This window comes from Paenibacillus sp. FSL P2-0136 (assembly GCF_037975325.1).
Classification (GTDB): domain Bacteria; phylum Bacillota; class Bacilli; order Paenibacillales; family Paenibacillaceae; genus Paenibacillus_AQ; species Paenibacillus_AQ silagei.
This window is the reverse complement of record NZ_CP150244.1, coordinates 5,640,548-5,656,830: the sequence shown is the minus strand read 5'-3', so window position 1 is coordinate 5,656,830 and position 16,283 is coordinate 5,640,548. Positions and strand designations below refer to the sequence as shown.

The 16,283-nt window shown below is 37.1% G+C and carries 14 protein-coding genes and 1 pseudogene; 14 read left to right on the top strand and 1 reads right to left on the bottom strand.

Features of this window, described 5'->3' with window-relative positions; all coding sequences use genetic code 11:
- From NYE26_RS23960 to NYE26_RS23915, 10 genes and pseudogenes are all read left to right on the top strand, one after another.
- Positions 1 to 1,026 carry a nucleoside-diphosphate sugar epimerase/dehydratase gene (locus NYE26_RS23960; protein WP_339250634.1) on the top strand — a complete coding sequence of 342 codons (1,026 nt, stop codon included), beginning with the start codon at positions 1 to 3 and terminating at the stop codon, positions 1,024 to 1,026.
- A complete protein-coding gene (locus NYE26_RS23955) occupies positions 1,026 to 1,880 on the top strand; it encodes an SDR family oxidoreductase (RefSeq protein WP_339250633.1) in 855 nt (284 codons plus the stop codon). The genes NYE26_RS23960 and NYE26_RS23955 overlap by 1 nt, the downstream gene beginning before the upstream one ends.
- A gap of 17 nt (positions 1,881 to 1,897) precedes the next feature.
- Positions 1,898 to 3,022, top strand: a complete 1,125-nt coding sequence (gene wecB / locus NYE26_RS23950) for a UDP-N-acetylglucosamine 2-epimerase (non-hydrolyzing) (protein WP_339250632.1) — start codon at positions 1,898 to 1,900, stop codon at positions 3,020 to 3,022.
- A gap of 10 nt (positions 3,023 to 3,032) precedes the next feature.
- Positions 3,033 to 4,025, top strand: a complete 993-nt coding sequence (locus tag NYE26_RS23945; RefSeq protein WP_339250630.1) for a hypothetical protein — start codon at positions 3,033 to 3,035, stop codon at positions 4,023 to 4,025.
- A 19-nt stretch (positions 4,026 to 4,044) separates the two neighbouring features.
- A complete protein-coding gene (locus tag NYE26_RS23940; RefSeq protein WP_339250628.1) occupies positions 4,045 to 5,148 on the top strand; it encodes a glycosyltransferase family 1 protein in 1,104 nt (367 codons plus the stop codon).
- A gap of 57 nt (positions 5,149 to 5,205) precedes the next feature.
- Complete coding sequence (locus NYE26_RS23935) at positions 5,206 to 6,654, top strand: O-antigen polysaccharide polymerase Wzy family protein (RefSeq protein ID WP_339250626.1); 1,449 nt, start codon at positions 5,206 to 5,208, stop codon at positions 6,652 to 6,654.
- Between the two features lie 24 nt (positions 6,655 to 6,678).
- On the top strand, positions 6,679 to 7,953 hold the full coding sequence (locus tag NYE26_RS23930) for a hypothetical protein (protein ID WP_339250624.1): 1,275 nt from the start codon (positions 6,679 to 6,681) through the stop codon (positions 7,951 to 7,953).
- Between the two features lie 11 nt (positions 7,954 to 7,964).
- Positions 7,965 to 9,476: a hypothetical protein gene (locus tag NYE26_RS23925; protein WP_339250622.1), complete on the top strand. Its 1,512-nt coding sequence runs from the start codon at positions 7,965 to 7,967 to the stop codon at positions 9,474 to 9,476.
- Positions 9,477 to 9,587: 111 nt separating this feature from the next.
- Positions 9,588 to 9,764, top strand: a pseudogene (locus NYE26_RS23920) (dTDP-glucose 4,6-dehydratase); the annotation flags it as partial.
- 3 nt (positions 9,765 to 9,767) lie between these two features.
- Entirely contained in the window at positions 9,768 to 10,418 is a 651-nt protein-coding gene (locus NYE26_RS23915) for a YdcF family protein (RefSeq protein ID WP_339250620.1), read from the top strand.
- A gap of 252 nt (positions 10,419 to 10,670) precedes the next feature.
- On the opposite strand, the gene NYE26_RS23910 is transcribed toward NYE26_RS23915, so the two are convergent.
- Positions 10,671 to 11,366 carry a nuclear transport factor 2 family protein gene (locus NYE26_RS23910; protein WP_339250618.1) on the bottom strand — a complete coding sequence of 232 codons (696 nt, stop codon included), beginning with the start codon at positions 11,364 to 11,366 and terminating at the stop codon, positions 10,671 to 10,673.
- A 174-nt stretch (positions 11,367 to 11,540) separates the two neighbouring features.
- Here NYE26_RS23910 and NYE26_RS23905 point away from each other — a divergent pair, with 174 nt between their 5' ends.
- The 4 genes from NYE26_RS23905 (at position 11,541) to NYE26_RS23890 (ending at position 16,174) form a co-directional block, all read left to right on the top strand.
- Entirely contained in the window at positions 11,541 to 12,467 is a 927-nt protein-coding gene (locus NYE26_RS23905) for a YafY family protein (RefSeq protein ID WP_339250616.1), read from the top strand.
- A 165-nt stretch (positions 12,468 to 12,632) separates the two neighbouring features.
- Positions 12,633 to 13,994 (top strand): helix-turn-helix transcriptional regulator, encoded by a 1,362-nt coding sequence (locus tag NYE26_RS23900; protein ID WP_339250614.1) that lies wholly within the window; start codon positions 12,633 to 12,635, stop codon positions 13,992 to 13,994.
- 165 nt (positions 13,995 to 14,159) lie between these two features.
- A complete protein-coding gene (locus NYE26_RS23895) occupies positions 14,160 to 14,312 on the top strand; it encodes a hypothetical protein (protein ID WP_155991469.1) in 153 nt (50 codons plus the stop codon).
- A 77-nt stretch (positions 14,313 to 14,389) separates the two neighbouring features.
- Positions 14,390 to 16,174 carry an aminopeptidase P family protein gene (locus tag NYE26_RS23890; protein ID WP_339250612.1) on the top strand — a complete coding sequence of 595 codons (1,785 nt, stop codon included), beginning with the start codon at positions 14,390 to 14,392 and terminating at the stop codon, positions 16,172 to 16,174.
- Positions 16,175 to 16,283: the final 109 nt, after the last annotated feature.

The window sequence follows — 16,283 nt, the reverse complement described above, 5'->3', positions numbered from 1 at the left end:
ATGTTTACGGATAAAACTTTATTAATAACTGGTGGTACTGGATCATTCGGAAATGCAGTTATGAGAAGATTTTTAGATACAAATGTTCAAGAAATTAGAATATTTTCACGAGATGAAAAAAAACAGGATGATATGCGGAAACTATATAGAAATGAAAAGTTGAAGTTTTATATTGGTGATGTTCGAGATTTAGCGAGCGTTAAAAATGCTATGCATGATGTAGATTATGTATTTCATGCAGCAGCTCTAAAGCAAGTACCATCGTGTGAATTTTTTCCGCTAGAAGCTGTGAAAACTAATGTAATTGGAACAGATAATGTTATAACTGGTGCCATTGAGATGGGGGTAAGGAAAGTCATATGTTTATCAACTGATAAAGCAGCCTACCCAATAAATGCAATGGGGATTTCAAAAGCAATGATGGAGAAAGTGTTTGTGGCTAAATCTAATACTGTTAGCCCTGATAAAACATTAATCTGTGGAACGCGTTATGGTAATGTAATGGCGTCTAGAGGTTCAGTGATTCCACTTTTTGTCGATCAAATTAAGAGTGGTGAACCGTTAACTATTACTGATCCTAATATGACTAGATTCCTCATGAGTCTAGAGGAAGCTGTTGAACTCGTTGTATTTGCTTTTCAGAACGCAGAAACAGGGGACATAATGGTGCAAAAATCTCCGGCTTCAACTATTAGAGATCTAGCACAAGCACTAGTTGAATTGTTTAATGTGAATAATGAAATAAAGATTATAGGCACACGTCATGGAGAAAAATTATACGAAACTCTTCTTACTAAGGAAGAGCATGTAGTGGCAGAAGATCTTGGAGGATTTTATAGAGTTCCCGCGGACAAAAGGGATCTTAATTATGATAAGTATTTTGTTGAAGGGAATAAGCAAATTCATCAAGTTGAGGATTACAACTCACATAACACTGAAAGGCTTGGAGTTACTGAGATCAAAAATAAATTAATGGAACTTGAATATATTCAAAATGAATTAAGAACTTGGAAAGGGAAATTCTAATGAAAGTACTTGTTCTTGGAGCAGCCGGTATGGCAGGACATACAATTTCGCTCTTTTTCAAAGAAAAAGGGCATGTGGTAACTGGTTTTAGTAGAAATGAAATTGGATATTGTGATGAAAATATTAATGGTGATATAACTGATTTTAGTTATCTCAATAGGGTAGTAGAGGAAGGGAACTACGATGCAATTATAAATGCTATTGGTATCTTAAATAAAGATGCCGAAGACAACAAAGATTTGGCAGTTCTTATAAATAGTTATTTGCCGCATTATTTGGTGAATGCAACAAAAAATATGAGCACTAAAGTTATTCAAATGAGTACTGATTGTGTGTTTTCCGGAAAAAAGGGTGGGTATATAGAAAATTCTTTTAGAGACGGTGAAACTTTCTACGATAGATCAAAGGCATTAGGTGAGCTTGAGAATAATAAGGATCTAACTTTTAGAAATTCAATAATTGGACCAGATCGAAATATGAATGGAATTGGTCTATTTAATTGGTTTATGAAGCAAGAGGGAGAAGTTAATGGGTTTACTAAAGCCATATGGACTGGAGTAACAACGTTAACTTTAGCTAAAGCAATGGAGAGAGCTCTCGAAGAAAATTTAACTGGTATATATAATTTAGTTAATAATTGCAACATTAATAAATTTGAATTACTTAAACTGTTCAACCAATATTTCAAAAATGATAGATTAACTATTTTGCAAAGCGATGCAATTTCAGTTGATAAATCTCTTATCAATAATAGAAACGATTTTTCATTTGTGGTCCCCAGTTACGAACAAATGGTTTCTGAGATGAAAGTATGGATTGAAGACCATAAAGATTTATATGCACATTATTTCTGAAAAGAAGGAGACACAAAATGAAAAAATTAAAATTAATGACAATTGTGGGTACACGACCTGAAATCATTAAACTTTCTGAAATCATAAAGAAATGTGATAAATACTTTGAACATATATTAGTACATACAGGTCAAAATTATGATTTTACTCTTAATGAGATTTTTTTCAAAGAATTAGGCTTAAGAGAGCCTGATTTTTATTTGGGAGTTGTTGGAGATAATCTAGGCCAAACTATGGGAAATGTTCTCTCAAAATCTTATGAAATAATGGTTGATCAGGCTCCAGATGCACTATTAGTTTTGGGAGATACTAATTCCTGTTTAAGTGTCATTTCAGCTAAAAGACTCAAAATCCCTATTTTTCATATGGAGGCTGGGAATAGGTGTTTTGATGAGAATCTTCCTGAAGAAATTAATCGGAGAATTGTTGATGTTACAAGTGATGTTAATCTATGTTATTCGGAACATGCAAGAAGATATCTTAATTCTTCTGGAGTACCAAAGGAACGTACTTATGTAGTGGGTTCGCCTATGGCAGAAGTTTTATCAGCTAATATTGCAAATATTAATAAAAGTAATGTTCTTGATATTTTGAAATTGGAAAAGAAAAAATATATTTTACTTTCAGCACATAGAGAAGAAAATATAGATAATGAACAAAATTTCTTTGCATTAATGAATGCTATCAATAAAATGGCTAAGACATATGAAATTCCAGTTGTTTATAGTACACATCCAAGGAGCAAAAACATAATAAATCAAAGAGGATTTAAATTCCATCCATTAGTTAGAACACTTGAACCGTTTGGTTTTTGGGACTACAATTACCTCCAAAAACACTCGTTTTGTGTAGTTTCTGATAGTGGTACACTTCCTGAGGAAGCTTCATTTTTTCAATTCCCAGCAGTATCTGTAAGGACGAGCACAGAAAGACCGGAAGCTCTTGATAAGGGGAATTTTGTTATTGGGAGTATCTCAGTCGAACAAGTACTACAAGCCGTAAATATGTCAGTTACTATGAGTAATAATGGAGATTTTGGAGTTTCTGTACCAGATTATATTGATGAAAATGTTAGCACAAAGATAGTTAAGTTAATTCAAAGTTATACAGGCATCATAAATAAGTTGGTTTGGAGAAAGTGAGAGATTTAGTGTGAATGATAAAATAGATTTTGTGATTATTTGGGTAGATGGAAATGATGATAAGTGGAGAGAAGTTAGATCAAATTACAAATCTGATTTTACTAATGATACTAATGTACATAGATATAGAGATTGGGATAATTTGCAATATTGGTTTAGGGGAGTTGAAAAATTTGCTCCATGGGTGAATAATATTTATTTTGTTACATGGGGGCATCTGCCCTCATGGTTAAATATTAAACATCCCAAGCTTAAAATTGTAAAGCATGAGGATTTTATTCCAAAAGAGTATCTTCCAACATTTAGTGCCAATCCAATTGAACTTAACCTTCATAGGATTGATGGTCTATCTAACAATTTTGTATATTTTAATGATGATATGTTTTTAATTAAAGATGTAAACGAAAATGTGTTTTTTAAAAATAATCTTCCATGTGATTCAGCAATAATGAATGTTCATTGCTACAATATAGAGGAAATGTTTATAATGACACCCTTTAGGAATATTGGGATAATTAATAAACATTTTAAAATGAAAGAAGTTTTAAAAAAGAGTCCTACAAAATGGTTTAATTTTAAATATGGTTTAAATGTACTTCGGAATTTTTATCTCCTACCATGTCCTAGATTTCCAGGACTATTACAGCAACATTTGCCAACTTCGTTTTCAAAAGAAGTTTTTAGTATACTTTGGAACAAGGAGTTTGAAGTACTCCATGAAACATGTAAAAATAAATTTAGACATATGTTAGATGTCAATCAATGGCTCATAAAGGGATGGCAAAATGCAAGCGGACAGTTTTATCCAAGAAAATATAATATCGGGAAGTCTATCGCTGCTTATGATATAAAAGCAGCTTGTGAATTTATTTCTAAACAACAAGGTTCCATGTTATGTCTAAATGATGTCGATATGGACGAAGAAACATTTATAACCTCTAGGGATTTGGTGAAAGCTAGCTTTAATACTATCCTTCCAAAAAAATCTGCTTATGAACTATAGAATTACATCAGGAGGAAATATGAAAAAAGTAGTATATTTTATTCCATCTTTAGGGACTGGTGGGATAGAAAAAATGGTGATTTCCTGGATTGAGAATATAGATAAAAATAAGGTTCAGGTTGATATTGTAACTCAAGGAATAAAAAATAAAAAAGCAAAAAGCTATTTAGAATTACTGGGGTGTAATGTGATTGATATGCCTTTTAGACAAAGGCAAATGGTAAAAAAACTTGCTTTTATGACTAAATTATTTAGATTGAAAAAGTATGACATAGTTCATGTGCACACAAGTGTTGCATTTGATTTTTTAGCACTTGTCATAGCTAAGTATTTTTGTGTAAGACATAGAATAATTCATAGTCATAATACCAATTCATTCTCAAATTCATTTATAAAAAGATTGCTTCAAAGATCCTCAAAGTTCTTTTTGAAAAGATACGCTACAGCTTTTTTTGCCTGTTCAAAAAAGGCTGGATCAGTAATGTTTGGTGATGATTTAATGGGTAAAGTTGTAGTTGTTAAAAATGGAATTGATATTGAAAAATTTAAATTTAACAAAACAATTCGTGAGGAAATAAGGGATAAACACAATTTATCAGAAAAACTTGTATTAGGGCATGTTGGGAGGTTCAATGAACAAAAAAACCACTCATTTGTTATTGATGTTTTTTATGAAATTACAAAAATAAAAAAAAATTCAGTTCTTTTGTTAATTGGTGAAGGTGAACTGTTTGATTTTTGTAGAAACAAAGTTGATAAACTTGATATATCAGATAAAGTTCTTTTTTTAGGTAGTCAAGATAATGTAAACAATTATATGCAAGCAATGGATGGCTTTATTTTCCCTTCGCTTTATGAGGGGTTAGGTATTGTTTTGGTTGAAGCTCAATGCGCTGGATTAGAATGTATAGTATCTAACGAAATTGTAGAAGAGGCAATATTATCTCAAAGAATAGAACAATTCGATTTACAGTTGTCTCCTTCTGACTGGGCTCATAATGTTTTGAAGTTACTTGATAATAATAAAAATAGACAAAATGCATGGGAGGATATTGTTGAAAAACAATTTAGTATTAAAGAAAGCGCGCAATTTTTAGAAGATTATTATTTTAAGTTAAGTTAGATTTATTGGAAGCTTCTATTTTTAATTCAAAGAAATAAATACTATTAGGTGGATATTATGAAAAAAGTAATACATATTATTTCCGCATTAATTTCGATTAATATATTTCTTTTGGGGTTACTACTCATTGATTATGATTTGCTTTTATTAAGCATACTACTCCTTTTAGTGGGAAATCTTTTTTTTGGCTTAACAAATGTAAGATATATCTTGTTTTTTATTTTTAATATTTGTATGTTTGTTTTTTTAATAAGTAGACCTTTTGTATCAATGATGAGAGGGGGCGAGTGGTGGCAGGTTGGGAGTGAACATGCTACTTTAAGTGCTCTAATTAGTTTATATTTATCATTATTTTTTATGTATATTGGAGCTTTTTGTCTTGATAAAATTATCTTAATTAAAACTAATGATTATTCGATGGTTAAAGATTTGCAACCTATAGAGTTAGAACATCCATTTATGAAAAATTTACAGAATATATCAATGATAATATTTTATATTGCGGTTCTGGCCTCTTTTATTGAGGGATGGGAAAAAATAATTTTCATGCAGTCTCATACGTATACTCAATATTATATTAGTTACCAGACTTCACAGAATTTTATTGTTAAGGGCCTAATTCAACTAATGAAACCATCTCTTTGTATTTTTTTAGCAACTATGCCTAATAAAAACAAAGCATTACTCCCACTTTCTTTATTTTTAATTTCTACATTACCCCAATTATTTGTTGGTATGAGATCACCAACAATGCTTGCCTTTGCGTTCATATTTTCTTATTTTTTCTTACGCGATGTTTATAAATTTAAAGAATCGAAAAGATGGATTGGGAAGATTGAAAAATTAGTTATTGTAATAAGTATCCCTTTATTAATGGCATTCTTATATGGGTATAATTACTGGAGGACTGGACGTGCAGTCGAATTATTTGAAGGAAACTTAATTACTAATTTTTTGTATCAACAAGGGATTTCTTTCGATGTGTTGGTTCAGGGTTTTGATGTTATGAACTTATTGCCTGAAAACAAATTCCCTGGATATATGTTCGGTCCCATATATGACAACGTCATTCATAATAGTTTAATTGGTAGACTTTTATTTGATACAGTTTCTATTAATAATCAATCTTTGGATGCATTAGCATTAGGGCATGATATGAAGGCGCATCTTTCATTTGTCCTTATGGGAAATAATTATCTGCAAGGCGCCGGTGTAGGAGTTGTTCATATACTAGAAGTTATACATGATATTGGTTGGATTGGATTGATCTTTTATAATTTGATTCTAGGTGCAGGTATGGTCAAAATGGTGGATTGGTTTGGATTATATAACGAAAATAAGTGGGTTTTAACAACTTTGGTTATATATGCACTGTTACAACTATTTTATACACCGAGATCAGATGCTATCTATATGATAGCTCCAATTTTTAGTCCATACTTTTGGATTTGTGTTTTTGTTTGTTATCTTTTTGCAAAAGCTAAAATGAGTTGGAAGAAAATATAAATTAATCTTTTTACTGGAGGAGTTATGAAAAGTGTTTTAGTAATTCTAGCGGAATTTTATCCATATCCTTCTTCAAATACAAATTGTGTAGAACCTTTTTTATATGGTTTGCTGAATGAAGGTTACGAAGTTGATGTTGTCACAAGAAGACATGACATTAGTTTACCAACTCAAGAATCTTATAATGGGCTTAATATTATCAGGGTTGATGATTATAAGACTATGAATACAGTTGCATTTAGTAAGTTGTTGAAAAATAAAACAAATAAATATTTAAAAATTATTAATAATTCTTTATCCTTTATTTCTAAGGTATTCTTCAGTATCAACTATAGGGACTTATATGGTGAACAAAGATATGCAGGTTGGGATATTAAGGAGGTTATGAATACTTGTATTAATTTAAATGAAACCCAAAAATACAATTTTATTTTGTCAATATCTCATCCAATTATTACTCATAGGATAGCCTATGGGTTAAAAAAGGAATTTAAAACTTCTAAATGGGCTATCTTCGAATTCGATCCATTTGCATACAATGATGATGAGTACGGGAGATTTAATAGAAAGAAAAGAGTCTTGCAAGAAAGTGAGTTGTTTAAGCAATGTGATAAAGTGTTCCTGACGCCCGAACTATTTGAATTTTATAAAGATACACCACTGAATAAATTTTCTGAGAAATTTCATGAGTTTAATTTTCCAAATATGAATGAAATTTCTTTTGAAAGTGAAAAATCTCTACTTAAAAAGCAGGAAGGGAAATATGATGCAGTTTACGGAGGAGCATTGTTAAAAACAATACGGAACCCAGTATTTATGATGAGTTTTTTACAAGAATTAAATGATATTGTTAATGTTACAATTATGTCGAATTCTAGAGTAAGGTTTTTGAAAAAAGAAATAAAAAAAATGTCTTCTTTAAATTTTTATTCAGGCCAAAACAAAGAAATTGCACATGCTACTATGTTAGATTCAGACATATTGGTGAATATAGGCAACACAGTAGTTTTTCAAACACCAGGTAAAATATTTGAATATATGTCTATGGGAAAACCAATAATTCACTTCAGTAAAATCCAAAACGATCCTTCAATTAAGTATCTGAAAAAATATCCATTGCTTTTTATAGTAAATGAAAAAAGTTTGGATATTGAAAAAGAAATAGAAAATTGCAGAAAATTTATTGTTGAAAATAAAGGGAAAAAAATTACATTTGAGGAAGTAATAAAATGTATGCCTGAAATGGATAGCGATTATATTGTAGGGAGTTTTCTTGAACAGATAAGCTCTTTAAATTGAGGATGGAATTTATGGGTAAAAGTAAAATTAGTGTATTTAATGCTATCAGTGCATTAGTATTATCTTTGGTTAATGGAGTATTAGGCTTGGTAGTGACAAGACTTGTCTTATCAAGATTTGGTTCAGAGTTTAATGGTTTAAACTCAGTAGCAACACAAATAATAAATATGATGCTTATAATTGAGGGAGGGATTACTTTAGCTACTAATGTAGCATTGTTAAAACCATATAGAAATCGTGAATTTAAAGCAATTAGTAGCATAATAATAGCAACAGGTAACATATTTAAGAAAATTGGTGTTATTTTTCTTATCCTTGGAGTAGTTGTTACTATAATATATAGTTACATAGTAAGAACATCTTTAGACAATATAATTGTAGTCTTGGTATTATTAATGACATTTGTCCCAGCAGCTATTAATCTTTATTTCACTATGAAATATCGTATTTTAATACAAGCAGAGCAGAAGGAGTACATTATCTCTTCAATAGCTATTTTAACAATCACTTTAGGTCACCTCATTAATATGTTCCTGATTTATTGTGATTTTAATGTTATGTGGGGAGTTAGATTAGTAGTTATGATCTGCTCAATACTTAATAGCGTAATTATTATAGTATATTGTAAGAGGAAATATAGTTTTCTTGACAAAAGTGTCAAGCCAGATTATTTATCTATTAGAGGGACTAAGGATGTATTTATACAGAAAATAACTGGAGCATTTTATAGTACATTGCCTATTATATTTATATCCATATTTTCTGCTTCAGGGACTGCAGCTGCAAGTGTCTATGCTGTTTACAATAGTGTTTTTTTACTAGTTAAAAGTATGTTGTATGCAATAACAAATGCCCCTCGTTTAAGTATGGGGCAAACTATAAGTGAAGATAAGAGTCAAAAGACATACAGTATATATTTGCAATATGAACTAATATCCCTTTTGATTTTAATTTTATTTTTGATCTCTACATCTACTTTGATAACTCCTTTTGTAAATATTTACACTAAAGGTATAAATGATATAAATTATACTGATTATTACATTTCTCTTCTTTTGATAATAATTACATTTTTAGAAATATTACATATTCCGAGTGGGCATATAATTAATATGTCTGGAAATTTTAAAATAAGCAAAATATTTCAAATTATTGCGTGTGGTATATTGTTAACCGTTACAATCGTAGGTTCAATTATTTTTGGGATATATGGGGTTTTATTTGGGGTTTTGTTAACGGCATTATTTTTAGCAATTGCAGAAATATATTATACTCATTGCGTCTTTTTTAAAAAAGGCCTAAAAACCTATTGGAAGATACTATATCCAAATATAATTGTAGGTATAATTTTAATTTCTCTTGAGTTGAATTTCACACTAAATATTGACCATTATTTTGCATTTATGATTAAAGGATTATTATTAATAATAATAAATTTCTTTCTTTTGATTCTTACTAATTTTTTATTTAATAAAAAATTAATGAAACCTATTCTTACAAGAATGAAAGATATAGTTCTTTGATATAAGCAAAAACTATGTTGAATGGAATGAATTCTAGAAAGATTAATTATAAGGTTGCTTATCAGAAGGGGTTTGGATTACTATTCACTATTTAACAAAATGTGGGTTTAATTCGTTGCCGACCGGCTGGGTCATGATAAACGTTATGCGATTGATCCGGCTAAGCTGGAGAGATTGGGCTGGAAGCCTACGTATACGTTCGAGACCGGAATTGCCCAGACCATTCAGTGGTATACGGAGAATGCACAGTGGTGGGAACAGATTCTTAGCGGCGAGTACCGGAATTAGCTTATGAGCCGTAACCTAAATAGAACTAAGATGGGCAAGCGCAGAAAAAGAATTCCCTTTCTGTACTTGCCCCTTCTGCTAATGGTCTTGCTGCTCCTGTGCGCCGGGCGTTTCCTTCCCGTATCGGAGACTCCAAAGCAAGCAGACGTCATCATCATCCTTAGCGGTGGCGGAGGACGGGTGGAGCAAGGGGTTAAGTTGTATCAAAAAGGCTACGCGCCGCAGCTCCTGCTGTCTAACGCTAAAGAGATCACCGGCCCCGCAGGTGACATGCGTGAAACAGCCCTTTCCTTGGGCATCCCGGAATCCGCTATTCTGACGGAAGATGCTGCCGAGAGCACCTACCAGAACGCCCAGCTTACGCTCCCGATCATGAAGCAGCACGGGTTCAAGTCTGCCATTGTGGTCTCTTCTGACTTCCATATGCGGCGGGTGAAGTTTATTTTCGATCATGTGTATAAGAAGTCGGGGATTGAGCTGACTTATATCGGGGCGGACTCGGGCTATAACGCGAAGGCGTGGTGGAGTGACCGGTATAGCCGGGAGACGACTTTTAACGAATATATTAAGATGATTGGCAATGCCTTCGGCTATAATGGCCCGGAAGCGAAGGGTTCGCTGGAGCAGATCAAGCGCTGGTTCCGCAGTGGGTGAAGCAGGGGAACAGTAGGGGCAGCAGCTTTGCAATTGTGATACCAGGACGACAGAGACCTTATGAGTCTACTAGATGTTTCTGCTGAATCATAACGCCGCGAAGCTGGCGGGATTGCCTGTCCGGAATTTGCCGGATATAATAACAGGATTCTAACAAAGAAGACATAGACGACGTTCATATGCAGCAGGTTATCTTTTCGATAACCTGCTCTTTATCTTGATTTACCTTAATTAAATTCTCCACCATCATCTTTATACACCTGACACTACGATATTCAAGGCTTTGATTTTCCCGTTATTAAGCGTGAAGCGGAAATCCAGTGGAATTGGACTGCCTTTGAAATTACCTGAAATGGTGGCGGTGACAACCGTTTCGTCATTTTTCTCCGCACAATTGGTGATTTCAGTCCTACCCGCAGCGTCTCTGTTTGCCTTCACAATGAACTTGCTGATAACTTCGGGACCATGAAATTCTTCTCCATTGTCAACTAATATGGCATCCTCTGCAAAGCAGTTAGCGAGAAGGTCACCGTCAAAGATATCTGAGGCATGATAATAGGCTGCAATAGGCTGCGGCAAAGGAATTGCCCTACTGTTAGAGGAAAGAACATTGTGCAGGCGTGTAATTTTATCCCCTTCCACAGTAAAATGAAAATCAAGATAGAGGGGGTCCGGTAGTCCGGTTTTGTCGTAATTTCCGTCTGATTTTGCGGTAACAACGATCTGCTTGGCATTCTGAACGACATTTATGATTTCTAGTCTTAAGCCTACTTCGAAATAATCGTGGTCGCTCCACTCTTTGATAGCGGTTTTCCCGTGATATTCTTTGCCGGCGTCAAAAACAACGGCATCCTCGGCAAAGATCGAAAGGAAGGCCGCGGGATCATCTGTATTTGTCGCATGAAAATGTTCCTCAACCGGTTGGGGTAATTGAATTTTGTTTATCATAATCATCATTCTCCTTTATAATGTGCGGACAACGCCGCAGTTGATTGTACACTTCTTAATATAAAGGACAAAACCTGACAACAGTCCGTCTGGTTTTGTGTTAATAAATATGTAAATATGACACACGGGTGTCGTGTTTAGAAAGATATACTGTACTTGAATTGAGGTGCTTTAATGCAGATCAGCAGACTTTTCGGCATTGTTTATTACTTACTTGAGAAAAAAGAAACTACGGGGAAAGAGCTTGCCGACCGTTTTGAAGTATCGGTTAGAACAATATATCGCGATATTGAGACATTAAGCAGCGCTGGCATACCTATCTATACGAATCAAGGCAGAGGCGGCGGAATCGTCATTCTTGACAAATTTATACTCAATAAGTCATTACTTTCTGAAAAAGAACAGGATGAAATACTGCTCGCCTTGCAGAATCTATCAGCAGCGCGGTATCCGGAAATTGAGACTATTCTTTTACGATTAAGCAGCCTTTTCAAAAAGAGTGATGTTAATTGGATTGAATTGGACTTCTCACCCTGGGGAAGTGATGAACGAAACAAAGAAAATTTCCATGCACTAAAAATGGTAATTATAAGCAAACATATTATTATATTCGAATATTTTAATACCTCAGGTGTGAAAAGCTTGCGCAGGGTTGAGCCGCTTAAGTTGATTTTTAAGGATAAGGCATGGTATTTGAAAGCGTATTGCTATGATAAAAGAACATACAGAACATTCAAAATATCCCGTATGGCTAATATTGAAATCACTGAAGAGGTTTTTGAGCAAGAGACATCAGTGGAATCTGCGGCTGAAGTGACAGATAATCAAGTTCAGAAATTTATTGATATTCGGTTAAAAATCTCTTCGGCTGGAGCGTATAGAATATATGATGACTTTAGTGAAAAAGAAATAACAAAACATGAAGATGGATCTTTTACTGTTATCGCATCGATGCCCGAAGGAGATTGGCTTTCAAATTACTTTCTCTCTTATGGTCCGATTATTGAAGCGATGGAGCCTCAAAGTCTACGGGATGCTGTTATGAGCAAGATAGAGGTGATGATGGGGAATTTGAATCGAAAGGGTGGACTTACCTTATGAGACTACTAGAGTCTCTATTTTTTTGCCCTCATGGCAAATGGGTTGCCTGTAGTTCACGGATTAGACTAATCTGCAGCAGTCTGCGTTATTGACCATTGGAATAATGTGACATATTATTACAACTATAAAAGAAATTATATTGGATTCCAGTTAGGTGGTGTTTGCGTGGTCCCTACTACTAGAACGATGATTCGCGATCAATTAGCGTTGTATTTGTCGCAGAAGGGAATGCCTATTAATCAATTCTCGGGACAATCCGGAATTAATTCAGGAACGCTCAGCAGGATACTCAGTGGTCACCAGCCCATTGCTATGAACCATCTGGAGCGAATCACCAAGGCGATGGATCTGCCGGAGGATCATTTTTATAGCTTATATGTGGATGAATGTTTCTTTTTCTCGTCACCCACCTGGCGGCGTCTAAGGCCATTTCTTGTGCGCTCCGCTGAGCTTGGCCGTCTGGATTGCGTTGAACAGGTGGTTCAGAATCTGCTGGAGAATCTGGTCTATGCCCCCATGCTGTTTGAAGTGGCTGAAGGCCTATTTCAAGAGGGGCTGTGGCAAGCTGCCGAATTACTCTATAAGAATGTGAGTGCCAGCGAGAAGTATCAGAATTCCGAGAGACTCGCAGTGTGTCAATACCGTCTATTCCGAATCGCCATTGGTAATGACCAGGCGCGGAATTTACAGGCGGCGCATCTCTTCGAAGGTTACCTGGACCGGCTGGATGAAGCGGATCAATTGGACGGCTTGAAGCACTTGGGTCATGTCTATGGTTCATTGGATCGATGGCATAAGGTGGATGAACTCGCGAAGAAGATGCTGCAATTAGCAACTATTCGTTATAATCTCCAGTGGAAGTCAAACCGTAGAGAGAGTAACGAGAGAAAACCTGAGAAACCCCTGTACTTCTATATCCTGTACGCACAGCTTATCCGTTCAAATGTGTGTGAGCAACTAGGAGACTATTCAGCGGCATTAGATTGGGTATCCCTCTATATGGACGGAAGCTGGATAAGGGAAGACGATGAAGAAGTGAAGCGTACTGTGGCTCAATTCCAGGAGTGGGGGCTCGCAAACAGACTGCTTTATCGGGTGATGGCAGGAAAATACGAGGCTCTCTCTGAATATATTGAATTTATCTCCCACCGGCCAGATGAGATATTTACAGCATTATACAGTATTGTCTTGTCGGCTAACCGCTATGGTTGGAATATTGATAATATTCTGGAGCGGTTTGCTGCCTATCTCCCTTACCGGACAAATCTTGCAGAGTATGGGATTAATCATAACCAACAAATCATAACCAACCAGTACTCCCAACTCCTTGCTGAATTAGCAGCCTACTATTTACATAACAAACGCAAAGAAGGAATTAGATTTGTCCTGCAAAGTTTAGAATCGTCTGTTAGAATCAATAACGAGAGCAATGTAATCAAATGTGTCGATCTGTTTGGGCAGCATCGGAATCAAGCAGATGAAGAAGAGAATCAACAATACAGAGTTCAAATTGGAGCATACCTATAAGTCTATGGGTTCGCTAGAGCAGATCATGCGCTGGTTCCGCAGATAAGGCGATTTTGGGAAATAGGCGGTAACCTTAAGGCTCTCCTTCCACAATGCGACAAACAAACCAGGTATCCCGGTCTATAATTAGGAGCAAATCTATTTATAGTCTGGGAGAAATGGACCATGCCTAATTATTATTTTAGGGAAGTGTGGACACCGTTACGCTTGTTCGGGATCAGATTCTACCGGGATGACCAGGACCGGCTGTGGGTGAAGAAGGGGAAGCAGCGGCGGAAGCTGGTACGGAAAGAGGATAATGAGACGATGGAGACCTGAGGGTCTTCATCTTTTTTTATAGGAAATGCAGGTGTATGATAATTCAGTAGACTAGATAGAGAGAAGGAGTGGCGGATATGTTGCCTAAGGAGAAAGTACATAAGTTAAGAGAGTGGATGGCGGAGCGCGGGATAGAGGCTTGTGTGGTATTAAGCGGGGATGCGCACATCAGTGAGTATGAGGGGGAGCACTGGAAAAGCCGCCGCTGGATTACCGGCTTCACCGGTTCCGCCGGAACGGCTGTGATCACGCTAACGGATGCTGGCTTGTGGACGGATGGCAGGTACTACATTCAGGCGGAGCGGGAGCTGGAAGGCTCGGGCATCCGTCTGTTCCGTATGGCTGAACCGGGCGTCCCGCAATGGGATGAATGGCTGGCAGAGCAATTGCCGCAAGGCGCACGTATGGCGGTAGATGGCAGAACGCTGTCCGTATCCGCTATGAAGGGCTTGCAGGGCAAGCTCGCGGAGAAAGGGATTCAGGCGATTACAGACGTCGACCCGGTAGGGGCGATCTGGACGGACAGACCGGCCATTCCGGCCGAGCCGCTAATGCTGCATGATGAACAGTATGCGGGCCTCAGCCGGGTAGATAAGCTGGAGCAGGTCCGGCAGGCGATGAAGCGTAAGGACGCTGATTATTATGTGCTGTCCGCGCTGGATGATCTGTGCTGGCTGTTCAACATCCGGGGACGGGATATCCCGTTCAATCCGTATGTGACTGCTTTTGCCATAGTAGGGGTACATAACGCAATATTGTTCGCCGGAGGACATAAGGCCACCCCGGAAGATAAGGATACGCTGGCCAGGGATGGAGTGGAGATCAAGGAGTATGAGGACATCCTTCCGTTCCTGCAGGCGCTCCCGGAAGCGGCTTCGGTGCTGTACGATCCGAATAAAACCGGATATAGCCTGGCGGCTGCCATCCCGGAATCCGCTTTTATTATGGAAGCGCCGGGTCTTGTGGTGGCCCTTAAATCGATTAAGAACGAGGTGGAGATCCGTAATATCCGTGATGTCTATTTGAAGGATGCCGTTGCCCTTGTAGGATTGTTCAAATGGCTGCAGGAGACCGTCCCCGTGCGTCCGGTGACAGAGGTGGAAGCAGACCAGAAGGGGCTGGAGCTGCGCCGGCAGCAGCCGTTATTCGCTGAGCTGAGCTTTTCCAGTATCTCTGCCTACGGCGCGAATGCTGCGATGATGCACTACTCGCCGTCCGCCGACCATCCGGTGCTGTTGGAAGCTAAGGGATTGTATCTGCTCGACTCGGGTTCACACTTCTTGAACGGGACGACTGACATTACCCGCACGCTGGTGCTTGGCGCGCTGACGGATGAGGAGAAGAGAGATTTTACACTAGTGCTGAAGTCTGTGATTGCGCTCTCTACGGCCAAGTTCCTCTATGGCTCCACCGGATCTACGCTCGATATTCTTGCCCGTAAGCCGATGTGGGATAATGGCCTGGATTATAAGTGTGGAACCGGACATGGTGTGGGCTATTACTCCAATGTGCATGAAGAGCCGCAGCGGTTCAGCTTCAAGCCGAATGAGGTCCGCCTGGAGCCTGGGATGATTATTACGGTAGAGCCGGGAGTCTATAAGGAAGGCCGTCATGGGATCCGTACGGAGAACACGCTGCTGATTACGGAGGATGTGACTACGGAGTTCGGAAGATTCCTGAAATTTGAAGACCTCTGTTATTTACCGATAGACCTCCGGGCGATTGAGCCGTCTATGCTAAACAGCGAGGAGCTGGATTGGGTGAACCATTATCATGCTGAGGTGTACGATAAGCTGGCTCCGCTGCTGGATGAGGAGCATCGGGCGTGGCTGAAGCGGGAGACGGGGGATTTGGTGTTGTGAGGAATAGCAGAATTGAACGGCGGAGACCTTGGGGTCTTCGTCTTTTTTATATGTTTTTGGAATTTGTTTCAGACAAAATATGACAAAAACCCGGCGTAAAGTTAACTTT